Genomic DNA, 25,647 nt, shown 5'->3' with positions numbered 1-25,647 from the left:
AATCCCAATGGCGCTTGAACGCTCCGACGTGGAAAAAATCGCTCATCTGGCCTGCCTTGGCCTCAATGATGCCGATCTTCCACACATCACTTCGGCCCTCAACAGCATTCTCGGGCTGGTCGACGAAATGCAGGCGGTCAATACCGACGGTATCGAACCGCTGGCCCACCCACTGGAAGCCAGCCAGCGCCTGCGCGCAGACGTCGTGACCGAGACCAATCACCGCGAGGCCTACCAGTCCATCGCACCAGCGGTCGAAAACGGCCTGTACCTGGTTCCGAAAGTCATCGACTAAAGGGAAAGAGCCTGCAATGCATCAATTGACTCTGGCCGAGATCGCCCGCGGACTCGCCGATAAAAAGTTTTCCTCCGAAGAGCTGACCAAAGTCCTGCTGGCGCGCATCGCTCAGCTCGATCCACAGCTCAACAGCTTCATCAGCCTCACCGAAGACCTGGCCCTGACGCAGGCGAAAGCCGCTGACGCCCGCCGTGCCAATGGTGAGAGCGGTGCCCTGCTCGGTGCGCCGATCGCCCACAAGGACCTGTTCTGCACCCAGGGCATTCGCACCAGCTGCGGCTCGAAGATGCTCGACAACTTCAAGGCGCCGTACGACGCCACCGTGGTCGCCAAGCTGGCCGCTGCCGGCGCCGTGACCCTGGGCAAGACCAACATGGACGAATTCGCCATGGGTTCGGCCAACGAGTCGAGCTACTACGGTGCGGTCAAAAACCCGTGGAGCCTGGAACACGTACCGGGCGGTTCGTCCGGCGGTTCGGCGGCGGCAGTTGCCGCTCGTCTGTTGCCTGCGGCCACCGGCACCGACACGGGCGGCTCCATTCGTCAGCCCGCTGCGTTGACCAACCTGACCGGCCTGAAACCGACGTACGGTCGCGTTTCGCGCTGGGGCATGATCGCTTACGCCTCCAGCCTCGATCAGGGCGGCCCGATGGCACGCACGGCCGAAGACTGCGCAATATTGTTGCAAGGTATGGCCGGCTTCGATCCGAACGACTCCACCAGCATCGATGAACCCGTGCCGGACTACAGCGCCAGCCTCAACGGCTCGCTGCAAGGCCTGCGCATCGGCGTGCCGAAGGAGTACTTCAGCGCCGGTCTCGACCCGCGCATCGCCGAGTTGATCCACAACAGCGTCAAGGCGCTGGAAAAGCTCGGCGCCGTGATCAAGGAAATCAGCCTGCCGAACATGCAGCACGCGATTCCTGCGTACTACGTGATCGCCCCGGCAGAAGCTTCGTCCAACCTGTCGCGTTTCGACGGCGTGCGCTTCGGCTATCGCTGCGAAGATCCGAAAAACCTCGAAGACCTGTACAAGCGTTCCCGTGGCGAAGGCTTCGGCCCGGAAGTGCAGCGCCGGATTATGGTCGGCGCCTATGCACTGTCGGCCGGTTACTACGACGCCTACTACCTGAAGGCGCAGAAGATCCGTCGCTTGATCAAGAACGACTTCATGGCAGCCTTCAATGAGGTCGACATCATCCTCGGCCCAACCACGCCGAACCCGGCCTGGAAGCTCGGCGCCAAGAACAGCGACCCGGTCGCTGCCTACCTGGAAGACGTCTACACCATCACCGCCAACCTCGCCGGCCTGCCGGGCCTGTCGATGCCGGCCGGTTTTGTCGACGGCCTGCCGGTCGGCGTGCAATTGCTCGCTCCGTATTTCCAGGAAGGTCGCCTGTTGAACGTTGCCCACCAGTATCAGTTGAACACTGACTGGCACACCCGCACCCCAACCGGCTTCTGAGGAGACACACATGCAATGGGAAGTCGTGATCGGGCTGGAGATTCACACCCAGCTCACCACCCGGTCGAAAATCTTTTCCGGTAGTTCCACCACCTTCGGTTCCGAGCCGAACACCCAGGCCAGCCTGGTAGACCTGGGCATGCCCGGCGTGCTGCCGGTGCTGAACCAGGAAGCGGTGCGCATGGCGGTGATGTTCGGCCTGGCGATTGACGCCGAGATCGGCCAGCACAACGTGTTCGCCCGTAAAAACTATTTCTACCCGGACCTGCCCAAGGGCTACCAGATCAGCCAGATGGAATTGCCGATCGTCGGCAAGGGCCACCTGGACATCGCCATGGAAGACGGCACGATCAAACGTGTCGGCGTGACCCGTGCGCACCTGGAAGAAGACGCCGGTAAAAGCCTGCACGAAGAGTTCAACGGTGCCACCGGCATCGACCTGAACCGTGCCGGCACGCCGCTGCTGGAAATCGTTTCCGAGCCGGACATGCGCAGCGCCAAGGAAGCCGTGGCCTACGTCAAGACCATCCACGCACTGGTGCGCTACCTGGGTATCTGCGACGGCAACATGGCCGAAGGCTCGCTGCGTTGCGACTGCAACGTGTCGATCCGTCCGAAAGGCCAGGTCGAATTCGGCACCCGCTGCGAGATCAAGAACGTCAACTCGTTCCGCTTCATCGAGAAGGCGATCAACAGCGAAATCCAGCGTCAGATCGAATTGATCGAAGACGGCGGCAAGGTGATCCAGCAGACCCGCCTGTACGATCCGAACAAGGACGAAACCCGTCCGATGCGCAGCAAAGAGGAAGCCAACGACTACCGTTACTTCCCCGATCCGGACCTGCTGCCTGTCGTCATCGAGAACTCGTTCCTCGACGACGTGCGCGCCACCCTGCCGGAATTGCCACCGCAGAAACGCGAGCGTTTCCAGGAGCAGTTCGGCCTGTCGGTCTACGACGCCAGCGTCCTGGCCACCAGCCGCGAGCAAGCGGATTACTTCGAGAAAGTCGCGAGCATCGGCGGCGACGCCAAACTGGCGGCGAACTGGGTGATGGTCGAGTTGGGCAGCCTGCTCAACAAACAAGGCCTGGATATCGAAGAGTCGCCGGTTTCCGCCGAACTTCTGGGCGGCATGCTGCTGCGCATCAAGGACAACACCATCTCCGGCAAGATCGCCAAGGTGGTGTTTGAAGCGATGGCCAACGGTGAAGGCAGCGCGGACGAGATCATCGACAAGCGCGGCCTCAAGCAAGTGACCGACACCGGCGCCATCTCGGCGGTGCTGGACGAAATGCTCGCGGCCAACGCCGAGCAGGTCGAGCAATACCGCGCGGCAGACGAAGCCAAGCGCGGCAAGATGTTCGGCTTCTTCGTCGGCCAGGCCATGAAAGCCTCCAAAGGCAAGGCCAACCCGCAACAGGTCAACGAACTGCTCAAAAGCAAGCTCGAAGGCTGATGAGGATGGAGCCAGTTTTGAAGTCTGGCTCTACCCCCTGTGGGAGCGAGCTTGCTCGCGATGGCGGTCCGGCACTCAACGATGAGTTGACTGTCAGAACGCTATCGCGAGCAGGCTCGCTCCCACAATTGTTTCGGGAAACCTTCGAATGAAACGTCTACTCGGCGCCTGCGCCCTTCTCTCGCTCCTGGCCGGTTGCGCCAGCACCGACACCGTCGATCCGCACGGCTACGACAAAACCGGCGTAGCTTCGTACTACGGCGCCAAACACCAAGGCAAACGCACCGCCAACGGCGAGCGTTTCAACATGAATTCCATGACCGCCGCCCATCGCCAGCTACCCTTTGGTACACGGGTGAAGGTCACCAATCTGAACAACGACAAATCCTGCGTGGTACGCATCAATGATCGCGGGCCACACACCCGTGGCCGCCTGATCGACTTGTCCAAAGAAGCCGCCGAGCGCCTGGGCATGCTGCGCAGCGGCACCGCGCGGGTTCGCGTGCAAGCCCTCGACGACTGACCGATGGAGCCCCGACCATTTTCGGATTAGCCGATTTACCCCTGATCAACCTGATCGAATTGCTCAGCGGATTGCTCCTGCTGATTGTCGGCGCCGAATTGATGGTGCGCGCCGCCGTACGCATTGCCGCGCGACTGCACATACGGCCACTGATCATCGGCCTGACCATCGTCGCCCTCGGCAGCAGTGCACCGCAGATGGCGGTCAGCCTGCAAGCGACCCTGGCGCACAACGCCGACATCGCCGTCGGCAGCGTGATCGGCAGCAGCATTTTCAACATTCTCGTCACGCTCGGATTGTCGGCGCTGATCATTCCTTTGCGGGTTTCCCGGCAACTGGTGCGCCTGGATATTCCGTTGATGATCGGCGCCAGCCTGCTGGTGTTCGTACTCGCCTGGAACGAAGAGCTGACCCGCGCCGACGGTGTGATGTTGCTGACCGCACTGGCCGTTTACCTGGGCTTGCTGCTGCGTCAGTCACGGCATTCGGGACGGCCGGTTTCGAGCCACGACCACCACAGCGAGGCGCCATGGCTGAGCAGCCTGCTGATGATCGTCGCCGGGTTGGCGATGCTGGTGTACGCCGGGCACTTGTTGCTGGGTGCCGCCGTTGCGGTTGCCACCGACCTTGGGCTGTCGGAACGGATCATCGGCCTGACCATCGTCGCCGTCAGCACCTCACTGCCCGAACTCGCCACTTCGTTGATCGCGGCAATACGCGGCGAGCGTGATATCGCCGTGGGCAACGTGATTGGCAGCAACCTGTTCAACCTCCTGGGCGTGCTCGGCTTTACTGCGCTGGTGGCGCCGTCGCCGCTGTCGGTGTCGCCCAACGCCCTGGATTTCGACCTGCCGGTGATGCTCGGCGTCGCGATACTGTGCCTGCCGCTGTTCTACACCGGCTACCGGGTGACCCGCGCCGAAGGCCTGCTGTTCCTGGGTTTGTACCTGGCGTATGGGCTGCACGTGGTGTCGTTCACCACCGGCATGCCACTGGCCGGCAAGCTCGAACACTTGATGCTGTTTTTCGTCCTGCCGGCGCTGGTGGCATTTTTGCTGTTCACGTCGCTACGCGCCTGGCGTCGCCAACACCATAAAAAGGAAGTCCCATGACCGAGAATAAAAAATCCGGCGTTGAAGTCCGTCGCCAAGTGATGGGCGACGCCTTCGTCGACCGCGCACTGGGCAATGCCACCGAGTTCACCCAGCCGCTGCAGGATTTCGTCAACGAGCACGCCTGGGGCGGCGTGTGGAATCGCGAAGGCCTGCCATTGAAAACCCGCAGCCTGATCACCCTCGCCGCCCTGACTGCACTCAAATGCCCGCAGGAACTGAAAGGCCATGTGCGCGGCGCGCTGAACAACGGCTGCACTGTGGATGAGATTCGCGAGGCGCTGCTGCATTGTGCGGTGTATGCCGGTGTGCCGGCGGCGATCGATGCGTTTCGGGCGGCGCAGGAAGTGATCGACAGCTATCAGAAAGCCGACTAGATCCACCCACCCCACTGCAACAGGAAGATCCCGATGTTGGTGGTGACCGCCGCCATCAGCGTGGTGATCACGATGATCGCCGCCGCCAGTTCATGATTGCCATCGGCCGCCCGGGCCATGACAAAACTGGCCGCGGCGGTCGGGCTGCCAAAGTACAGAAACAGAATCCCCAGCTCCGCCCCACGAAAACCCCACAGCCACGCACCGAGCGTCGCCAGAATCGGCAGGCCGAGCATTTTCACCAGGCTCGAACTAAGCGCCATCGAACCGCTTTTACGCATCGCCGCCAGCGACAGCGTGCCGCCAATGCAGATCAACGCCAGCGGCAAAGTGGTTTGCGCCAGATACTGGCCGGACGTCTCCAGCCATCCCGGCAGGCCGATCTTGAATAAGGCGAACGGTGCGGCCGCAATCACGCTGATGATCAGCGGGTTGCTGAACACGCTTTTGCAGATGCTCCACGGATCGGACTTGATCACCGGGCTGTACACCGCCAGCACGATGGTCGAGAGGGTGTTGTAGAACAGGATCACCAGCGCGGCCAGGATCGCCCCGAGGGAAATCCCGTAGTCGCCGTACATGCTTGCCGCCAGCGCCAGGCCGATGACCCCGTTGTTACCGCGAAAGGCGCCCTGGGTGTAGATTCCGCGATCTTCGCGCGGGCACTTCCAGATTGCCCAGCCCCAGGCAATGGCAAAGCACACCAGGGTCGCGAGAGAGAAATAAATCAGCAGCGCCGGCTGCAACGCCGCGTGCAGGTCGGCGTGCAGGATGCCCAGAAACAGCAACGCCGGCATGGTGACGTTGAACACCAGTGCCGACGCGGTGTGGATGAAGTTGTCGTTGATCCAGTCGATGCGTTTGAGCAACACCCCGAGAAACAGCATGGCGAACACCGGTGCGGTGATGTTCAGGGTTTCGAGGAAAATTGCCAGCATGCCGGGGGTAACCTTGGTGGGCGTCGTTAGGTGCCTAATGATAAGCCACTGAGGACATCGCCGTCTGGTATACCGCTATCGCGGGCAAGCCCGCTCCCACAGGATCCTCGGTGTCATTGCGTTTCATGCAACGCAGAAGATCCCTGTGGGAGCTGGCTTGCCAGCGATGCAGACGACGCGGTCTTACGTGATCGGCGCCGGGTTGAACAGGGTGATGTCGTTATGCAGCTTGTGCTGCTCGGCCCACGTCTGTTTCTTGCCGCTGGCCACATCCAGATAGAAGTGGAACAGCTCCCAACCCAGCTCCTCGATCGATGCGCGCCCGGTGGCAATGCGCCCGGCATCGATGTCGATCAAGTCCGGCCAGCGCTGCGCCAGTTCGGTCCGGGTCGAAACCTTCACCACCGGTGCCATGGCCAGCCCGTAAGGCGTACCGCGACCGGTGGTGAACACGTGCAGGTTCATCCCCGCCGCCAATTGCAGCGTTCCGCAGACAAAGTCGCTGGCCGGGGTCGCGCAGAAGATCAGGCCTTTACGCTTGAAACGCTCGCCAGGGCCAAGCACGCCATTGATCGCGCTGCTGCCGGACTTGACGATCGAGCCAAGGGACTTCTCGACAATGTTCGACAACCCGCCCTTCTTGTTGCCAGGCGTGGTGTTGGCACTGCGATCCGCTTCACCTTTGGCCAGATAGCGATCGTACCAGTCCATTTCCCGCACCAGTTCCTGGGCGACGTCCTGGTTTTCCGCGCGGGAGGTCAACAGATAAATGGCATCGCGCACTTCGGTGACTTCGGAGAACATCACCGTCGCACCGGCTCGCAACAGCAGGTCCGAGGCATATCCGAGTGCCGGGTTGGCGGTGATGCCGGAAAACGCATCACTACCGCCGCACTGCATGCCGAGGATCAGCTCGGACGCCGGCACGGTTTCCCGACGGCGTTGATCGAGCTTCTTCAAACGGGTTTCGGCCAGCGCCATGATCTGCTCGATCATCTCGGTGAAGCCGTGGCTGGAGTCCTGCAAGCGGTACAGCCATGGCTCGCTGAGATCCACCGAGCTGTCGTTCTCATGCATCACCTGCCCGGCCTGCAATTTCTCGCAGCCCAAGCTGATCACCAGCGCTTCGCCGCCCAGGTTCGGGTTGCGCGCCAGATTGCGCACGGTGCGGATCGGGATATACGCATCGGTGGCGGTGATGGCCACACCGCAGCCGTAGCTGTGGGTCAGCGCCACCACGTCATCGACGTGCGGGTACTTGGGCAGCAATTCGTCCTTGATGCGCTTGACCGCATGATCCAGCACCCCGGTCACGCATTGCACAGTAGTGGTGATGCCGAGAATGTTGCGCGTACCGACGGTGCCGTCGGCATTGCGATAACCCTCGAAGGTGAAGCCTTCCAGCGGTGCCTGCGCGGCTGGCACATCGGTGGACAGCGGCAGGCTGTCCAGCGGCGGTGCGGTAGGCATGCGCAGTTGATCTTCCTTGACCCAGCTGCCGCGGGGAATCGGCTGCAGGGCATAGCCAATGACCTGCCCGTAACGAATCACCTGGCCACCCTCGGGAATGTCTTCCAGGGTGACCTTGTGGCTCTGTGGCACGAAGTCCACGGTGACCAGGCCGTCCGAAAATTCGGTACCGGCCGGTACGCCCTGATCGTTGACCACGATCACTACGTTATCCCGCTCGTGCAGGCGGATGTAGCGCGGCGAGTCTGAATGTTCAATCAACTGCATGACGCCGCTCCTCAGGAATGCGCTTGAGACAATTTGCCAGGGGCTTCAGAACCGTTCGCTGGCGGCTCCTTGAGCACCACACGCTTGATCGGGCCGACGATGACCAGATAGCTGAACACCGCGACCAAAGCGTTGCAACCGACAAACACCAGTGCCCACTTGAACGAACCGGTGGAGCTGATGATGTAGCCGATCACGATCGGGGTGGTGATGGATGCAATGTTACCGAAGGTATTGAACAAGCCGCCGCTCAGACCGGCGATCTGCTTCGGCGAAGTATCCGACACCACGGCCCAGCCCAGTGCGCCCACGCCTTTGCCGAAGAAGGCCAGGGCCATGAAGCCGACCACCATCCACTCAACGTCGACGTAGTTACAGGCCACGATGCTGCTGGAAACCAGCAGGCCGGCAATGATCGGCGCCTTGCGGGCGAAGGTCAGGGAATGGCCTTTGCGCAGCAGGTAATCGGAAATCACCCCGCCGAGCACTCCACCGATGAAGCCGCAGATCGCCGGCAACGAGGCAATGAAACCGGCCTTGAGGATGGTCATGCCGCGTTCCTGGACCAGGTACACCGGGAACCAGGTCAGGAAGAAGTAAGTGATGCCATTGATGCAGTATTGGCCCAGGTATACGCCAAGCATCATGCGATTGGTCAGCAACTGACGGATGTAGTCCCACTTCGGACCGTCGGCCTTCTTGCCTTTGCCCTTGTCCTGGTCCATGTCGACCATGCCGCCGTTGTCGGCGATGTGCTTGAACTCGGCGTCGTTGATCATCGGGTGCTGGCGCGGGCTGTAGATCACTTTCAGCCAGATGCCCGAGAAGATGATGCCGATCACGCCCATGACGATGAACACGTGCTGCCAGCCGAAGCTGTAGACGATCCAGCCCATCAGCGGTGCGAACAGCACGGTGGCGAAGTACTGCGCCGAGTTGAAGATCGCCGAGGCCGTACCGCGTTCAGCGGTCGGGAACCAGGCCGCGACGATGCGCGCGTTGCCGGGGAAGGATGGCGCTTCGGCCAGGCCCACCAAAAAGCGCAGCATGAACAGCGCAACCACTGCCGTGGACATGCCGAACTCGCCGACATAACCCTGCAGGACGGTGAACAGCGACCAGGTGAAGATGCTCAACGCGTAGATTTTTTTCGAACCGAAACGGTCCAGCAGCCAGCCGCCAGGGATTTGCCCGGCCACGTAGGCCCAACCGAATGCGGAGAAGATGTAGCCGAGGGTAACGGCGTCAATGCCGAGGTCTTTCTGCAGGCTGGAGCCGGCGATTGCGATGGTAGCCCGGTCGGCGTAGTTGATCGTGGTCACGAGGAAAAGCATGAGCAGGATCAAATAGCGGACGTGAGTCGGCTTGGTCGATTGCATGTAGATGTACTCCCACTGATTATTTTTATGCGGGGTGAATCTTTGGTGTTTCCTTGTAGGAGCGAGCCTGCTCGCGATGGAGGTTAACGATGACGCGGGGCATCAGGTTTACCGCCGCGACCTCTGGACCATCGCGAGCAGGGCTCGCTCCTACAGGGATGTTGCGTTTTACAAACCGATATAAGAGGTCTTCACCACGGTGTAGAACTCTTGCGCATAGCGACCTTGCTCACGTGATCCATAGGATGAACCTTTACGCCCACCGAACGGAACGTGGTAATCCACACCGGCGGTCGGCAGGTTGACCATCACCATCCCGGCCTGGGAGTGGCGCTTGAAGTGGTTGGCGTACTTCAGCGAGGTGGTGGCGATGCCCGCCGACAGCCCGAACTCGGTGTCGTTGGCCATGGCCAGCGCAGCTTCGTAATCGGCAACGCGGACGATGTTGGCCACGGGGCCGAAGATCTCTTCCTGGCTGATGCGCATCGACGCTTCACTGTCGGCAAACAGGGTTGGCGCGAGGAAGTAACCCTCGGTGTCGCACGTCACCAGACCACCGCCGCTGACCAGGCGTGCACCTTCGGACTGGCCGATGTCGATGTACTTCATGTCCTGCTCAAGCTGCGCTTGCGAGACCACCGGACCGATGTCGGTGCCGGCCTTCAGCGCGTGGCCGACCTTGATCGACTTCATGCGCTCGGCCATGGCTTCGACGAATTGGTCGTGGATGCCGGCAGTGACGATGAAGCGGCTCGACGCGGTGCAACGCTGGCCGGTGGAGTAGAACGCGCTCTGCACCGACAGCTCGACCGCTTGCTTGAGGTCCGCGTCGTCGAGAATGATCTGCGGGTTCTTGCCGCCCATTTCCAGCTGCACCTTGGCCTGGCGCGACACGCAGCTCACGGCGATCTGACGACCGACACCCACGGAACCGGTGAAGCTGATGCCGTCGACTTTCGGGCTATGGACCAGCGCATCGCCAACCACACGACCGCTGCCCATCACCAGGTTGAACACACCGGCCGGGAAGCCAGCACGGGAGATGATTTCGGCCAGGGCCCAGGCGCAACCCGGTACCAGGTCCGCAGGCTTGAGCACGACGCAGTTGCCGTAGGCCAGGGCCGGAGCGATTTTCCAGGCAGGGATGGCAATCGGGAAGTTCCACGGGGTGATCAGACCGACCACGCCCAGGGCTTCGCGAGTGACTTCAACGTTGACGCCAGGACGCACCGACGGCAGGTAATCGCCGGACAGGCGCAGGCATTCACCGGCGAAGAACTTGAAGATGTTACCGGCGCGGGTCACTTCGCCGATGGCTTCAGGCAGGGTCTTGCCCTCTTCCCGGGCCAACAGGGTGCCGAGCTCTTCGCGACGGGCGAGGATTTCAGTGCCGACTTTGTCCAGGGAATCGTGACGAGCCTGAATGCCGGAAGTGGACCAGGCCGGGAACGCGGCGCGGGCGGCGTCGATGGCGGCGTTGACCTGAGCCAGATCAGCCTTGGCGTAGTCGCCGATGGTGTCGCTCAGCTCGGACGGGTTGATGTTGGCCGAGTAATCGCCACCGGCAACCCATTCGCCATTGATGTAGTTATCGAAACGCTTTGCATCTGCCACTTTGAGATCTCCTCACGCAAAAAGCCGCCGATCGCCCGGCGGCCCTGGTTTATCGGGTGTTACTGCGCGCCCTGCTTGTCGATCAGCGCGGCGAGCATTTCGTACTCTTCAGCGGTCAGATCGGTCAGCGGCGCACGCACCGGACCTGCGTCGTAACCGGCAATTTTTGCCCCGGCCTTGACGATGCTCACGGCATAACCGGACTTGCGGTTACGGATGTCCAGGTACGGCAGGAAGAAGTCGTCGATGATCTTGCCGACGGTGGCGTGATCTTCGCGGGCAATGGCGTGGTAGAAGTCCATCGCGGTTTTCGGGATGAAGTTGAACACCGCCGAGGAGTAGACCGGCACGCCCAGTGCCTTGTAGGCCGCGGCGTAGACTTCGGCGGTCGGCAAGCCGCCCAGGTAGCTGAAGCGATCACCGAGGCGGCGACGGATCGACACCATCAACTCGATATCACCCAGACCGTCCTTGTAACCGATCAGGTTCGGGCAGCGCTCGGCCAGACGCTCCAGCAGAGGGGCGGTCAGGCGGCAGACGTTACGGTTGTAGACCACCACGCCGATGTTGACCGATTTGCACACGGCTTCAACGTGGGCGGCAACGCCGTCCTGGCTGGCTTCGGTCAGGTAGTGTGGCAGCAGCAACAGGCCTTTGGCGCCCAGACGCTCGGCTTCCTGAGCGTACTCGATGGCCTGACGGGTCGAACCGCCCACGCCGGCCAGAATCGGCACGCTGGTCGCGCAGGTGTCGACGGCAGTCTTGATGATTTCCGAATATTCGCTGGCCGCCAGGGAGAAGAACTCACCGGTGCCGCCTGCGGCGAACAGTGCCGAGGCGCCGTATGGGGCCAGCCATTCGAGACGCTTGATGTAGCCAGCGCGGTTGAAATCGCCCTGGGCATTGAAATCGGTGACCGGGAAAGACAGCAGACCGGAAGAGAGGATGGACTTCAGTTCTTGTGGATTCATTATTCGAACACCCTGGATAACGACGTTGTGTGAGTAAACGGTTCAGCCTGCGCTGAAGTTGTAGGTCATCGTACAACTTAAAATACAACCGTCAACTGCATTTCATCGCCATCCGCGAATTTTGTGTCAGAACGGGGTTTTCTTGCCTAGATATCTGATCGATGATCGGAATAACTGAATACACGCGCGGCTTGAGACTTATGAAAGTGATACGTTATCAGATGATAGAAACGGGATCACCGGCGGTGGCGAGATCAAATGTGAAGCGAGTTTGGTGACGAAAGCGGTATGTCAGTCGACACCGCAAAAAGCTACCGTTCATCGAAACTGTAATTTCTGACAGTATCGCCACCTCAATGAGGCACTTAGAGTCAGCGCAAGCCAGGAGGTTTTGGATTAGCAGGCAAGAGGGCTGCTTGAGACTTCAGGGTGGAAAAACACTAACTGTTACGCACATTCCAAGGGGTACAACATGCCAAGCAATGTCACTTTCAACTTGAAAGGGGAAAACCAACCCCGAGTTCTCTCAACGGAAACCAATCGCTTAGACACTATCAACGTAGGCAACACATTGGTAATGGATAGCGGTGCGTCGGGCATCGTCACCAAGAAAATTTACAAACTGCATACAAACGGTGAGGTGGATATTGAGGTTGTAGTGGAATGAACTAGGGACTGAACCCTGCCCTGAAAAACCACTGCCTCGGTAACCCTTGGCAGTGGTCTTTTTGTTATCCCCGCTGCATCTCAGCCTCTTCATGCGCATGACGCAACCGCTCGCGGCTGTTGGTCAGGTGCAGGCGCATCGCCGCACGGGCCGCATCGGAATCCTGGCGGGCAATGGCGTCGTAGATTTCTTCGTGCTCACGGCTCAGGCGACCCATGTAGTGCTGCTGGTCGTCATGGGCCAGGCGCGCCGAGTTCAGCCGTGTGCGCGGAATGATGCTGGTACCCAGGTGGGTCATGATGTCGGTGAAGTAGCGGTTGCCGGTGGACAGCGCGATTTCGAGGTGGAAGGCGAAGTCCGAAGCCACCGCGTCACTGGCGTGAGCGGCGCTTTCATTCAACGCATCCAGGGCGGCGCGCATGTTGGCCAGTTGCTCCGGGCTGCGGCGTTGCGCTGCCAGCCCGGCAGATTCCACTTCCAAACTGATGCGCAGTTCCAGGATCGCCAGTACGTCACGCAAGGTCACCACGGTCGCCGGGTCGATACGAAAACCGCTCGGGCTCGGCGTGTCGAGCACGAAGGTGCCGATGCCGTGGCGGGTTTCCACCTGGCCGGCCGCCTGCAACCGGGATATGGCTTCGCGCACCACCGTGCGGCTGACACCATGGGCATCCATGATCGCCGACTCGGTGGGCAGCTTGTCGCCACGTTTCAGATGACCGTCGCGGATCTGCTCGGACAGCACCGTCACCAGTTCCTGAGCGAGGCTGCGGCGCTTGCGAGGGAGGCGTGGTGTGTCGTTGAGGATTTCCATGGTGAACATCTGTCTCGAAAAGTTCGGCGGCTGAAAGCGCATCATAGCGCAACGCGGTTGTACGATCACCTCGCCTCTGTAGGAGCTGGCTTGCCAGCGATGGCCGTAACGCGGTCTATCTGTGGAACCGCGTTATCGTTCATCGCTGGCAAGCCAGCTCCTACAGGGGGTGTGACGTTTTATGCAGTCACGGTCTGATCCACCAGGTGGCCATTCTCGATACGAATGTGCCGCGGATGGAAACGCTTCAGACTGCTGCGATGGCCGACGCTGACAATGCTCAGCCCCGGCAACTGATCGATCAGCGCCTGATACAGCGTGGCCTCATCCTCTTCGTCCATCGCCGAAGTCGCTTCGTCCATGTACAGCCATTGCGGTGCATAAAGCAGCGCACGGGCAAACGCCAGGCGCTGCTGCTCTCCCGGCGACAACATGCGCTGCCAGTGGTTGGCTTCGTCGAGACGGGCAATCAGGTGCGGCAAGCGGCAGGTTTCCAGCACCTGCACGTAGCGTTCCTGCGGATAGGTATCGCCGGGCTGTGGATAACTGAGCACGTCACGCAGGGTACCGATCGGCAAATAGGGTTTTTGCGGCAGGAACAGGTAGCGTGCCGACGGCAGGCGAATACTGCCGTGGCCGGCCGGCCACAGATGTCCCATCGCCCGCAGAAGGGTCGACTTGCCGCTGCCGGAACGACCGCTGAGCATCACACGGTCGCCCTCCTCCACGGTCATGTCGGCGTTGGTCAACAGATGGCGACCGTCAGCCAGGTCGAGGCCGAGGTTGTGCACCTTCAGAACGGAGCCTGAATTCTGTACGTCGATGGCCGGCGCACGTTCTTCGTTATCGGTCATGGCCTGGTGGAAGCTCAACAGACGATCGCAGGTGGCGCGCCAGGAGGCGAGGCTCTGGTACGCACTGATAAACCAGCTGAAGCTTTCCTGCACATTGCCGAACGCCGAGCTGATCTGCATCAGTTCGCCGAGTTCGATCTTGCCGGCGAGGTAACGCGGCGAGGCAACGATGAACGGGAAAATGATGGCAGCCTGGCTGTAACCGGCAGTGAAGAACGTCAGGCGCTTGGACACCTTCATGATGTCCCAGAAGTTATGCCAGACCATGCCGAAGCGATTGCTCAACCGGCGATTTTCGTTCGGCTCGCCGTTGTACAACGCGATGCTTTCGGCATTCTCGCGAATCCGCACCATGGAGAAACGCAGGTCGGCTTCGAAGCGTTGTTGCTGGTTGTTCAGGCCGATCAGGCGACGACCGATCAAATGCGTCAGCCAACTGCCGACTACCGCGTAAACCAACACGCACCAGAACATGTAGCCGGGAATGGTGATGCCGAACACTTCAATACTGCCCGACACGCCCCACAGAATGATCGAGAACGACACCAGGCTGACGATATTGCGCAGCAGCCCGATACCCAGCTCAAGGGTGTTGGAAGTGAAGTTGTTGAGGTCTTCGGAAATCCGCTGGTCCGGGTTATCGGTGTAACCGCCCTGCTCCAGCTGGTAGTAATTCTTGTCAGCGAGCCAGCGTGCAAAGTGTTTTTCGGTAAGCCATGCCCGCCAGCGGATCGTCAGCATCTGCGTCAGGTAAAGCCGATACACCGCACCGACGATCGCCACCGCCGCAATGGCGCAGAAGTACAGGATCAGTTGCCAGAACGCCGCCTCGTCTTTCTTTTGCAGGGCGTTGTAGAAGTCCTTGTACCAGGTGTTGAACCACACCGAGATCCCCACGCTGATCAGCGACAGTGCAATCACTGCGATCAGCAGTGTCCAGGCCTTGGCCTTCTCTTCACTGCGCCAGTAAGGCGTGATCATCGCCCACACTTTGCGAAAAAACTGCCCGCGCACGGCGTCGTTGACCGCGGAATACTCAGCGTTCTGATTCATGGATAAGGCTCGATAAAGAAAGGAACACACACGAACCGATCATAGATGATCGGTCCGGTTTGTCGCGAGATACGGCCCGCATTCGTTCAGCGCAGGTTCAGCGGCGAACGGGGCGCTTCTGCAGTTTGCGCTGCAGGGTGCGGCGGTGCATGCCCAGGGCGCGGGCAGTGGCGGAGATGTTGCCTTCGTGCTCGGTCAGCACGCGCTGGATGTGCTCCCACTGCAGGCGATCCACGGACATCGGGTTTTCCGGCACCAGGCTGTCGAGATCAGCATGTTCGGACAGCAGGGCCGCCAGCACGTCGTCCGCATCCGCGGGTTTGCACAGGTAGTTGCAGGCGCCACGCTTGATCGCCTCGACAGCGGTGGCAATGCTCGAATAACCGGTGAGGATCACCACGCGCATTTCCGGGTCCATTTCCAGCAACTTGGGCAGCAGCACCAGGCCCGAATCGCCGTCCATCTTCAGGTCCAGGGCGGCGTAATCCGGCAGATCGGCCTTGGCCAGCTCCAGGCCTTCCTCGGCGGAACCGGCAGTGCTGACGCGAAAACCGCGGCGGGCCATGGCGCGGGCCATGACGCGGGTGAATGTGGCGTCGTCATCGACCAGCAGCAAATGCGGCAGTTCTTCGCCTTCGACTTGGATCTCTTCACTCATGTTCGTCTCCTCGGGCGACACGGGGCAGGCGCAGCTCGGTGAGCGTGCCGCCTTCCTCATGACTGTAGAGTTTCACTGAGCCGCCGGCGCGTGTCACGCTGGCCTTGCTCAAAAACAGGCCCAGGCCGAAGCCTTTGCCCTTGGTGGTAAAAAACGGTTTGCCGATTTGCTCGGCGATGGCCAGCGGCACACCGGCGCCATGGTCACGAATGCTGATGGTGAGGTTTTCCCAATCCCAGTCCAGCGTCACTTGCAGCCCTTCGGGGCAGGCATCGGCGGCGTTGTTCAGCAGATTCAGCAACGCCTGGGTCAGATCCGGCGGCGGCGCCATGCGCGGCACCGGGCCCTGGCCGAGGCGCTGGAAGCGATAACTGGCTTCCGGGCGCATCAGGTGCCAGCGATTGAGCGCTTCATCCAGCCAATCGGTGACGTCCTGCATCTCCACCGCCAGCCGGCGATTGGCCTCCGCCGCCCGAACAAGCTGCTGCAAGGTTTCCTTGCACAGCTTGACCTGATCCTGCAGGACGCTCAGGTCATCCTGCAACATCGGGTCATGGTGATCCTGACGCATCTCCTTGAGCAACACACTCATGGTTGCCAGCGGCGTGCCCAGCTCATGGGCCGCACCGGCAGCCTGGGTGGCGACGGCCAGCAATTGCTGATCACGCAGGCCCTCTTCGCGGCGAATGGCACGCAGTTCTTCCTGACGACGCAGCTCTTCGGCCATGCGCGCGGCGAAGAAGGTGATCACTGCGGCGGCGAGAGCAAAGCTCAGCCACATCCCGTAGACCTGCAGGTTTTCCCGAGCGATGGGGAAGGTTTGCAGCGGATAGAACTGCGCCAGCAACAGCGTGTACATCGTCAGCGCGATACCCGACAGGATCACCGAATAACGCCATGGCAACGTCACCGCGGCAATGGTCAGCGGCACCAGGTAATAAGAGACGAAGGGGTTGGTCGAACCACCGGAGAAATACAGCAATGCGCTGTGGATAAACAGGTCGCAGGCCAGTTGCACGGCGTATTCGAGCTCGGTCACCGGCCACGAGGTACGCAGGCGAATGGCCGTGAACAGGCACAACAGCATCGAGCAACCGAGGGTCGCGGCCAGTTGAAACCAGGGCAATGGCAGCAATTCGAGCCAGTAGGCCAGGCCCACGGAACCGGCCTGGGCGGCCAGCACCAACGTGCGGATGAACGTCAGGCGCCAGAGGTTCTGGCGAGTGGCGGAAGTGATTTGTACGGGGGCGAGCATGAGCTCTCCTGATGAGCGCTCCAGGCGGATCGCAGAGAGTATAACCAAGGCCGGGGGCTGACAGGCAAAAGTGCGGCAAACGGCCACATGCCACCCACACGGATTTGTGTGTGATGGGCTCTGTGGCGAGGGGGCTTGCCCCCTCGCCACAGCGGTCATCTGCAATCCATCTGTATAGAAGTTGTAACTGTGCGAACCGGAACATGAAAGCTAGAGTCTGATGGTTTCACGCAGGCCCGGATCAAACCCCTGCGCACCTTTCAAGGAGCCTTCATGCACACATTCCGCCGCAGCGCCGCCCTCCTCGCCCTGAGTGTCGGCACCGTCGCCAGCCTGCCGACCCTGGCCGCCGACGAGCTTCATTACAACCAGATTTCCCTGCGTGCCGAAGTCAGTCAGGAAGTGGCCCGCGACCTGATGATCGTGACGCTGTACACCGAAGAACAGAACAGCGACCCGGCCAAACTCGCCGCCGACGTCAGCACCACCATGAACAAGGCGCTGGCCCAGGCCAAGCAGGTCAAGGACATCACCCTGCGCCAGGGCAGCCGCAACAGCTACCCGATCTACGACACCAAGGGCCAGAAAATCACCGGCTGGCGCGAGCGCGCCGAATTGCGCCTGGAGAGCTCGGACTTCGCCGCCCTGTCGAAACTGACCGGCGAACTGCTTACCGACCTGAAAATGGGCGGCATGGACTTCGCCATCGCCACCCCGACCCGCAAAGCCAGCGAAGACGCCCTGCTCAAGGACGCCGTGAGCGCCTTCAAGGCCCGTGCCCAAATTGCGACTGATGCCCTGGGCGGCAAGAGCTACAAAATCGTCAACCTGAACCTCAACAGCAATGGTTATCCACAGCCTTACATGCGCGCGCCGATGATGATGAAAGCCGCCGCCATGGACGCCGCACCGGTAACACCGGATGTCGAAGCCGGCACCAGTCAGGTCAGCATGACCGCCGACGGTTCGATTGAAGTGCTGATGCCTTGAATCGATAGCCCGCAGACAACAACGGCGATCATTAAAATGATCGCCGTTTTTTTTGCAGTTTTCCGGCATGAGCTATAACTGGATAGGTCGACCCGAGAATAGCCGTCGATTGGCCATTATCGGTGCAACAATAACCACTCTTATTCACGCCATGCCCACCCCACAATCCGGGGTATGAATAAGTAACACCCACGCCCCACGCGGGAGCAACCCGCAACAGGCGCGCACCGTAAAAGTGCGTCATTTGCACCGTAAAAATGCCGCGCAAACGGTCAAATGCGTCAGCAATTACACAAATGCGACATTAAGGTACGTTCGTGCCACCGTTTAAGGCTTGTAGTCACTCTGGATCTTGCATTGGGTATGGCCCCTGCATAAGTATCCGCAGGCACGACTCACGAGGTCGTCCTCTAATTCCAAAAATGACAACAAATCATGAGGCCACCATGCTTAAAAACGCGGTCATTCCGTTCTTAGTTGGCGCAAGCTTGTTAGCCAGCGCACCGTTCGCCCAAGCAGCGACTAACTTGGTGTTCTGCTCCGAAGGGAGCCCGGCCGGTTTCGATCCAGGTCAATACACCACCGGAACCGACTTCGACGCCTCTGCAGAAACCATGTTCAACCGCCTGACCCAGTTCGAGCGCGGCGGTACCGCCGTGATTCCTGGTCTGGCGACCAGTTGGGACGTCTCCGATGACGGCCTGACCTACACCTTCCACCTGCGTGAAGGCGTCAAGTTCCACACCACCCCGTATTTCAAGCCGACTCGTGAGTTCAACGCCGACGACGTGCTGTTCACCTTCAATCGCATGATTAACAAGGATGACCCGTTCCGCAAAGCGTACCCGACCGAATTCCCGTACTTCACCGACATGGGGATGGACACCAACATCACCAAGATCGATAAAGTCGACGACAAGACCGTCAAGTTCACCCTCAAGGACGTTGACGCCGCGTTCATCCAGAACATGGCCATGAGCTTCGCCTCGGTCCAGTCCGCCGAGTACGCTGCCCAGCTGCTCAAGGAAGGCAAGGCCGCCGACATCAACCAGAAGCCGGTCGGCACTGGTCCGTTCGTGTTCAAGAGCTACCAGAAAGACTCCAACATCCGCTACACCGGGAACAAGGAATACTGGAAGCCTGACGACGTCAAGATCGACAACCTGATCTTCGCCATCACCACCGACCCGTCGGTACGTATCCAGAAGCTGAAGAAGAACGAGTGCCAGGTCACCCTGTTCCCTCGTCCGGCCGACCTGAAGGCGCTGCGTGAAGACAAGACCCTGAAGCTGCCTGACCAGGCCGGTTTCAACCTGGGTTACATCGCCTACAACGTGATGGACAAGGTCAAGGGTAGCAACGAGCCAAACCCGCTGGCGCAACTGAAAGTGCGCCAGGCAATGGACATGGCCGTCAACAAGCAACAGATCATCGACTCGGTGTACCAGGGTGCCGGCCAACTGGCTGTCAACGCCATGCCACCGACCCAGTGGTCCTACGACACCACCATCAAGGACGCGCCGTACAACCCTGAGAAAGCCAAGGAGCTGCTCAAGGAAGCCGGCGTGAAAGATGGCACCGAAATCGTCCTGTGGGCGATGCCGGTACAGCGTCCATACAACCCGAACGCCAAGCTGATGGCAGAAATGCTGCAGTCCGACTGGTCCAAGATTGGCCTCAAGGTCAAGATCCAGAGCTACGAGTGGGGCGAGTACATCAAGCGCTCCAAAGGTGGCGAGAACCAGGCGATGCTGATTGGCTGGAGCGGTGACAATGGTGATCCCGACAACTGGCTGAACGTGCTGTTCGGCTGCGACTCGCTGGAAGGCAACAACTTCTCCAAATGGTGCGACAAGAAGTTTGACGACATCGTCAAGCAGGCCAAGCGCACTTCAGACCAAGGCAAGCGCACCGAGCTCTACAAACAAGCGCAACACGTCCTCAAGGATGCTGTGCCTATGACACCTATCGCTCACTCGACGGTGTTCCAACCCATGCGCGCCAACGTGCAGGACTTCAAGATCAGCCCATTTGGCTTGAACTCCTTCTACGGCGTCAGCGTCAGCAAATAAGGTTTGGCAACGGCGGCGTTCCTGACGTCGCCGTTGCTTTATCTACCGAGCAAAGCAGGAATTTGCCTACATCCAAATCCGCAGCTGACTACAGCATCGGGCGAGGACGCGTTGCCATTTCCTACGAGTCTTTAGGACTCTACGTATTTACTGCCGGACCCGTGGCTCATACCGTCGGGATTCGACCAGTGCATGCGTGGGTCATCGGTTACTGCTGCGTGCATGGCTTGAAAATCAATGATGCCTCAACGACGGAACGGCGGCTCATTGACAACACTTTGAGAGAAAAGGGAGCGTTATGCGCCATACCTTGGTTTTATCCGCATTGCTGGGCACCGGCCTGCTGGCCGCCACTTCCATCAGCCAGGCCGCCAACAATAGCCTGGTGTTCTGCTCCGAAGGCAGCCCCGCCGGTTTCGACACGGCGCAGTACACTACTGCGACCGACAACGACGCCGCCGAGCCGCTTTACAACCGCTTGGCAGAGTTCGAGAAAGGCGCGACCAACGTCGTACCGGGCCTGGCCACAAGCTGGGATATTTCCGAGGACGGCCTCAAATACACCTTTCACCTACGCGAAGGGGTGAAGTTCCACACCACCAAATACTTCACGCCGACCCGCGATTTCAACGCCGATGACGTGCTGTTCACGTTCAATCGCATGCTCGATCCGCAACAACCCTTCCGCAAGGCTTATCCGACCGAGTTTCCGTACTTCAACGGCATGAGCCTGAACAAGAACATCGCCAAGGTCGAAAAGACCGGGCCGCTGACCGTGGTCTTTACGCTCAACAGCGTGGACGCCGCGTTCATCCAGAACATCGCCATGAGCTTCGCCGCCATCCTTTCGGCCGAATACGCCGACAAGCTGCTGGCCGAAGGCAAGCCGAGCGACATCAACCAGAAGCCGATCGGCACCGGGCCGTTCGTGTTCAAGAGCTACCAGAAAGACTCGAACATCCGTTACACCGGTAACAAGCATTACTGGGACCCGAGTCGGGTCAAGCTCGACAACCTGATTTTCGCCATCAACACCGACGCCTCGGTACGCGTGCAGAAACTCAAGGCCGGCGAGTGCCAGATCACCCTGCACCCGCGCCCTGCCGATGTGCCCGCGCTGAAGAACGACCCGGCCCTGCAACTGATCGAGAAGCCTGGCTTCAACCTCGGCTACATCGCCTACAACGTGCGCCACAAACCGTTCGACCAGCTCGAAGTGCGCCAGGCGCTGGACATGGCGGTGAACAAGCAGGGCATTCTCAATGCCGTTTACCAGGGCGCGGGGCAACTGGCGGTCAACGCCATGCCGCCGACCCAATGGTCCTACGACGACACGATCAAGGACGCCGCCTACAACCCGGAAAAAGCCAAGGAATTGCTCAAGGCTGCCGGCGTCAAGGAAGGCACCGAAATCACCCTATGGGCCATGCCGGTCCAGCGTCCGTACAACCCCAACGCCAAGTTGATGGCCGAAATGCTCCAGGCTGACTGGGCGAAGATCGGCCTCAAGGTCAAGATCGTCAGCTACGAATGGGGCGAGTACATCAAGCGCACCAAGAATGGCGAGCACGACATCAGCCTGATCGGCTGGACCGGTGACAACGGTGATCCGGACAACTGGCTGGGCACGCTCTACAGCTGCGACGCCATTGGCGGCAACAACTACTCGATGTGGTGTGATCCGGCTTACGACAAGCTGATCAAGCAAGCCAAGGTCGTCACCGACCGCGACCAGCGCACCCTGCTCTACAAACAGGCGCAGCAGTTGCTCAAGCAGCAAGTGCCGATCACGCCAGTCGCCCACTCAACGGTCAACCAGCCGCTGAGCGCCACAATCGAAGGGTTCAAAGTGAGCCCCTTCGGCCGCAATGTGTTCTCGGGTGTCAGCATAGAAAAATAACCGATTAGCCAGAAATGCCGGGGGGCGGATTTTCCGCCCTCACGCAGACGCTTTGCCGTCTTTTGCCAATTTGGCCGACAGCAAACGTTTGCGATGCCATGAATGAGTTCTAAACCAATAGCCGGATCACAAAAAAAAGACCGGTATAAAAAAAGAAAGTAAGGAGCTTTACCCATGAAACTGAGCAGCACCGCGTTATTGGCCCTGGCCATCAGCAGCGTAACCGCCACGGCTTACGCAGAAACCCAAAGCCAGGCTTTCACCCCGGTTACCGTGAACGAGAAAAGCGCCCAAAGCGAAGCCACCGGTTTTGTCGAAGGCCAGTCGATCACCGGCACCACGCGTAACTGGTACGCCAACGAACAACTGCAACGCGGCGCCAAGTTCGCCTACAAGAAAGACGGCGTTTCGACCCCGACCGATCGCCGGATCAACTGGGTTCAGGGCACCATCCTCAAGTACAACTCGGGCTTCACCGAAGGCACTGTGGGTTTCAGCACTGAAGTGGCGGCCTACAACGCCATCGCCCTGGACCAGGACCGCAAGGACCTGGCCTCCAACAACGGCGGCGCACCGGGCACGCGTCCAGGCGCAGGCAACAACCGTACCCTGACCAAGGAAGGCGGCGACGCACAAGGCCAGTGGAGCAAACTGGGCCTGGCCAACGTCAAGGCCCGTGTCTCCAACACCACCCTGACCGCCGGCCGCATGAACTTCAGCAGCCCGATGGTCGACGTGATCGGTAACCGTGCACTGCCTTCGAGCTTCGAAGGTGTGGCCATCCACAGCGAAGAGCTGAACAACCTGGCCTTCGACCTGGCCACCTTCGACCGCAACTCACCGCGTACCGAAGAAAGCCAGCGCAAATTTCGAACCGAATACGCCAACGGCATCGTTGAAACGGACCACGTCTACACCGGCGGCCTGACCTACACCCCATTCGCCAGCCTGACCACCAGCCTCTGGGCGACCCAGGCTGAAGACATCTGGAACCAATACTACTTCGGCGCTTCCCACGTTCTGGGCGACAGCCAGGTGCTGAGCCTGACCACCGGCCTGAACTACTACAAAACCCAGGAAACCGGTAAAGCCCTGATCGGCGACATCGACAACGACACCTACTCCCTGTCGTTCGGCCTGACCCACCAGGCCCACACCCTGACCTTCTCGTACCAGGAAGTGAACGGTAACGAGTACTTCGACTACCTGCACGAAACCAACGGCATCTACCTGGCCAACTCCCTGCTGTCGGACTTCAACGGCCCGAACGAAAAATCGTTCCAGGTTGCCTACGGTCTGAACATGGCCGAATACGGCGTGCCAGGCCTGAAGTTCAACATCTACCAGGCTCGCGGCTGGGGTATCGACGGCACTCACTACACCGGCAACGGCGGCGTGGTTGGCAAGGGTTATGACGGCATCCAGTCCCAGGATGGCGAACACCACTATGAATACGGCATCGGCGCGACCTACGCGGTGCAGAGCGGCCCGCTCAAGGCCACCACGATCCGCGGTACCTACACCGCTCACCGTGCCAGCGAAAACCAGGCTGACGGCAGCATCAACGAGTTCCGTCTCGTGACCACGGTTCCATTCAACATCCTGTAATGCCGCTGCCGGACGGCGGGTTTCAGCGATGAATCGGCCGTCCGGCTTTTGTCCTTCAACTGATTGCAGAGGGTTCTTGATGAAAATGCTTCCCCTACGTGCGGCCATCGCGGCCGCTTTGCTCAGTGTCGCTGTCGGCGTTTCGGCCAAGCCCCTGGTGGTTTGTACCGAAAACAGTCCGGAAGGCTTCGATACAGCCCTGTACACGACTGCAGTCACCGCCGACGCCGCGGCTGAAACCATCTTCAATCGCCTTGCGGACTTCAAGCCCGGCACCACCGACGTGATTCCGGCGCTGGCCGACTCCTGGGACATCAGCGAAGACGGCCTGAGCTACACCTTCCATCTGCGTAAAGGCGTCAAGTTCCACACCACCGAATACTTCAAGCCGACCCGCGACATGAACGCCGACGACGTGGTCTGGAGCTTCCAGCGCCAACTGGACCCGAACCATCCGTGGCATAAACAATCGAGCGTCGGCTTCCCGTACTTTGAAAGCATGGGCTTCAAGGAATTGCTGAAAAGCGTCGAGAAAGTCGACGACAACACGGTCAAGTTCACCCTCACCCGTCGTGAGGCGCCGTTCCTGGCCGACATCGCCATGGCGTTCTCCTCGATCTACTCCGCCGAGTACGCCGACCAGTTGCTCAAGGCCAACAAGACCGGCGACCTGAACAACAAGCCGATCGGCACCGGCCCGTTCGTCTTCCAGCGTTACAACAAGGACGCCCAGGTTCGCTTCAAGGCCAACCCGGACTACTTCCGTGGCAAGCCACCGGCCGATGCGTTGATCCTGGCCATCGCCACCGACAACAACGTGCGCCTGCAGAAGCTCAAGGCCAACGAGTGCCAGGTCGCGCTGTATCCGAAGCCGGATGACATCCCGACCATCAAGAAAGACCCGAACCTGAAGGTCGACGAGATGAATGCGATGACGGTTTCGTACATCGCCATGAACACTTCGCACAAGTACATGAGTGACGTGCGGGTGCGCAAAGCCATCGATATCGCCTTCGACAAGGAAGCGGCGGTCAACGCGCTGTTTGGCAAGGGCAACGCCACCGTGGCGGTCAACCCTTACCCGGACACCCTGCTGGGTTACAACCACACCCTGAAGAACCCGGCCCACGACCTGGACAAGGCACGCGCCCTGCTCAAGGAAGCCGGCGTGCCGGAAGGTACCGTGTTCACCCTGTTCACCCGCAACGGTGGCGGTGCGACCAACCCGAACCCGATGCTCGCCGCACAGATGATGCAAGCCGATCTGGCCAAGGTCGGGATCAAGCTCGACATCCGCGTGATGGAATGGGGCGAAATGCTCAAGCGCGCGAAAAACGGCGAGCACGACATGGTGGCCGCCGGATGGGCGGGCGATAACGGCGATCCGGATAACTTCCTGACGCCTATGCTCAGTTGTGAAGCGGCCAAGAACGGAGAAAACTACGCCCGCTGGTGCAATGACAAGTTCCAGGCGCTGCTTGACCAGGCTCGGGAAAAAACCGATCCGGCCGAGCGTGCAGCGCTCTACGAGCAGGCCCAGGTTATTTTTAACCAGGACCAGCCATGGATCAGCCTCGCGCACACTAGAATGTTTACCGCAATGCGCAACAACGTAGAGGGCTATCACATTAGCCCCCTCACCACGAACAACTTCGCCACCACCCAGGTGAAGTAGATAAGAAAACTCCCGGCATTCCTGACACAGGAATGCCGGGCACGCCTAACCGGCTGATGAGGTACACCTTACGATGTTTAGTTTTATTGCCCGCCGACTGGGGCTGTTGATCCCCACGTTTTTCGGCATCACCTTGCTGACATTCGCGTTGATTCGCATGATCCCTGGCGACCCCGTGGAAGTCATGATGGGCGAACGCAGAGTCGACCCCGAAATGCACGCTCAGGCAAT

21 protein-coding genes and 1 pseudogene are annotated in these 25,647 nt (G+C 60.1%); 13 read left to right on the top strand and 9 right to left on the bottom strand.

Annotated features, from left to right (window positions below):
- Positions 1 to 7: 7 nt before the first annotated feature.
- The 6 genes from gatC (at position 8) to EI969_RS12570 (ending at position 5,231) form a co-directional block, all read left to right on the top strand.
- Complete coding sequence (gene gatC, locus EI969_RS12595; RefSeq protein ID WP_007901429.1) at positions 8 to 295, top strand: Asp-tRNA(Asn)/Glu-tRNA(Gln) amidotransferase subunit GatC; 288 nt, start codon at positions 8 to 10, stop codon at positions 293 to 295.
- 16 nt (positions 296 to 311) lie between these two features.
- Complete coding sequence (gatA, locus tag EI969_RS12590) at positions 312 to 1,763, top strand: Asp-tRNA(Asn)/Glu-tRNA(Gln) amidotransferase subunit GatA (RefSeq protein ID WP_160388103.1); 1,452 nt, start codon at positions 312 to 314, stop codon at positions 1,761 to 1,763.
- Between the two features lie 10 nt (positions 1,764 to 1,773).
- Complete coding sequence (gene gatB, locus EI969_RS12585) at positions 1,774 to 3,219, top strand: Asp-tRNA(Asn)/Glu-tRNA(Gln) amidotransferase subunit GatB (RefSeq protein ID WP_160388102.1); 1,446 nt, start codon at positions 1,774 to 1,776, stop codon at positions 3,217 to 3,219.
- A gap of 148 nt (positions 3,220 to 3,367) precedes the next feature.
- A complete protein-coding gene (locus EI969_RS12580; RefSeq protein WP_150812815.1) occupies positions 3,368 to 3,742 on the top strand; it encodes a septal ring lytic transglycosylase RlpA family protein in 375 nt (124 codons plus the stop codon).
- 50 nt (positions 3,743 to 3,792) lie between these two features.
- A complete protein-coding gene (locus EI969_RS12575; RefSeq protein WP_160388110.1) occupies positions 3,793 to 4,854 on the top strand; it encodes a calcium/sodium antiporter in 1,062 nt (353 codons plus the stop codon).
- A complete protein-coding gene (locus EI969_RS12570) occupies positions 4,851 to 5,231 on the top strand; it encodes a carboxymuconolactone decarboxylase family protein (protein ID WP_160388101.1) in 381 nt (126 codons plus the stop codon). Before EI969_RS12575 ends, EI969_RS12570 begins: the two co-directional genes overlap by 4 nt.
- Here the strand turns inward: EI969_RS12570 and EI969_RS12565 are convergent.
- The 5 genes from EI969_RS12565 to kdgD all read right to left on the bottom strand — a co-directional run bounded on the left by EI969_RS12565 (position 5,228) and on the right by kdgD (position 11,870).
- Positions 5,228 to 6,169: an AEC family transporter gene (locus EI969_RS12565; protein ID WP_160388100.1), complete on the bottom strand. Its 942-nt coding sequence runs from the start codon at positions 6,167 to 6,169 to the stop codon at positions 5,228 to 5,230. The genes EI969_RS12570 and EI969_RS12565 overlap by 4 nt on opposite strands.
- A 183-nt stretch (positions 6,170 to 6,352) precedes the next feature.
- On the bottom strand, positions 6,353 to 7,906 hold the full coding sequence (gene garD, locus EI969_RS12560; protein WP_160388099.1) for a galactarate dehydratase: 1,554 nt from the start codon (positions 7,904 to 7,906) through the stop codon (positions 6,353 to 6,355).
- Between the two features lie 11 nt (positions 7,907 to 7,917).
- Complete coding sequence (locus EI969_RS12555; protein WP_160388098.1) at positions 7,918 to 9,285, bottom strand: MFS transporter; 1,368 nt, start codon at positions 9,283 to 9,285, stop codon at positions 7,918 to 7,920.
- 168 nt (positions 9,286 to 9,453) lie between these two features.
- Positions 9,454 to 10,899, bottom strand: a complete 1,446-nt coding sequence (locus EI969_RS12550) for an aldehyde dehydrogenase family protein (protein ID WP_160388097.1) — start codon at positions 10,897 to 10,899, stop codon at positions 9,454 to 9,456.
- Between the two features lie 59 nt (positions 10,900 to 10,958).
- Positions 10,959 to 11,870 carry a 5-dehydro-4-deoxyglucarate dehydratase gene (kdgD, locus tag EI969_RS12545; RefSeq protein ID WP_160388096.1) on the bottom strand — a complete coding sequence of 304 codons (912 nt, stop codon included), beginning with the start codon at positions 11,868 to 11,870 and terminating at the stop codon, positions 10,959 to 10,961.
- A gap of 472 nt (positions 11,871 to 12,342) precedes the next feature.
- Here kdgD and EI969_RS12540 point away from each other — a divergent pair, with 472 nt between their 5' ends.
- Entirely contained in the window at positions 12,343 to 12,537 is a 195-nt protein-coding gene (locus tag EI969_RS12540) for a hypothetical protein (protein ID WP_160388095.1), read from the top strand.
- 64 nt (positions 12,538 to 12,601) lie between these two features.
- On the opposite strand, the gene EI969_RS12535 is transcribed toward EI969_RS12540, so the two are convergent.
- From EI969_RS12535 to EI969_RS12520, 4 genes are all read right to left on the bottom strand, one after another.
- Positions 12,602 to 13,351: a FadR/GntR family transcriptional regulator gene (locus EI969_RS12535; RefSeq protein ID WP_178120651.1), complete on the bottom strand. Its 750-nt coding sequence runs from the start codon at positions 13,349 to 13,351 to the stop codon at positions 12,602 to 12,604.
- A gap of 179 nt (positions 13,352 to 13,530) precedes the next feature.
- Entirely contained in the window at positions 13,531 to 15,258 is a 1,728-nt protein-coding gene (locus tag EI969_RS12530; RefSeq protein WP_160388093.1) for an ABC transporter ATP-binding protein/permease, read from the bottom strand.
- A 97-nt stretch (positions 15,259 to 15,355) separates the two neighbouring features.
- A complete protein-coding gene (locus EI969_RS12525) occupies positions 15,356 to 15,916 on the bottom strand; it encodes a response regulator transcription factor (RefSeq protein WP_007973041.1) in 561 nt (186 codons plus the stop codon).
- Complete coding sequence (locus tag EI969_RS12520) at positions 15,909 to 17,171, bottom strand: ATP-binding protein (RefSeq protein WP_160388092.1); 1,263 nt, start codon at positions 17,169 to 17,171, stop codon at positions 15,909 to 15,911. The genes EI969_RS12525 and EI969_RS12520 overlap by 8 nt, the downstream gene beginning before the upstream one ends.
- A gap of 273 nt (positions 17,172 to 17,444) precedes the next feature.
- On the opposite strand from EI969_RS12520, the gene EI969_RS12515 reads away from it, so the two are divergent.
- From EI969_RS12515 to EI969_RS12490, 6 genes and pseudogenes are all read left to right on the top strand, one after another.
- Entirely contained in the window at positions 17,445 to 18,161 is a 717-nt protein-coding gene (locus EI969_RS12515) for an SIMPL domain-containing protein (RefSeq protein ID WP_160388091.1), read from the top strand.
- 446 nt (positions 18,162 to 18,607) lie between these two features.
- Positions 18,608 to 20,233: an ABC transporter substrate-binding protein gene (locus tag EI969_RS12510; RefSeq protein WP_160388090.1), complete on the top strand. Its 1,626-nt coding sequence runs from the start codon at positions 18,608 to 18,610 to the stop codon at positions 20,231 to 20,233.
- 298 nt (positions 20,234 to 20,531) lie between these two features.
- Positions 20,532 to 22,133 carry an ABC transporter substrate-binding protein gene (locus EI969_RS12505; protein WP_160388089.1) on the top strand — a complete coding sequence of 534 codons (1,602 nt, stop codon included), beginning with the start codon at positions 20,532 to 20,534 and terminating at the stop codon, positions 22,131 to 22,133.
- Positions 22,134 to 22,307: 174 nt separating this feature from the next.
- A complete protein-coding gene (locus EI969_RS12500; RefSeq protein ID WP_160388088.1) occupies positions 22,308 to 23,741 on the top strand; it encodes an OprD family porin in 1,434 nt (477 codons plus the stop codon).
- Positions 23,742 to 23,820: 79 nt separating this feature from the next.
- A complete protein-coding gene (locus EI969_RS12495; RefSeq protein WP_160388087.1) occupies positions 23,821 to 25,416 on the top strand; it encodes an ABC transporter substrate-binding protein in 1,596 nt (531 codons plus the stop codon).
- A gap of 73 nt (positions 25,417 to 25,489) precedes the next feature.
- A pseudogene (locus EI969_RS12490) lies at positions 25,490 to 25,647 on the top strand (peptide ABC transporter permease); the annotation flags it as partial.

The sequence above is a fragment of the Pseudomonas sp. PB101 genome, from assembly GCF_009764265.1.
In the GTDB taxonomy this organism is placed as follows: domain Bacteria; phylum Pseudomonadota; class Gammaproteobacteria; order Pseudomonadales; family Pseudomonadaceae; genus Aquipseudomonas.
The sequence above is the reverse complement of the archived record's forward strand: the minus strand, read 5'-3'. Positions and strand labels throughout refer to the sequence as shown.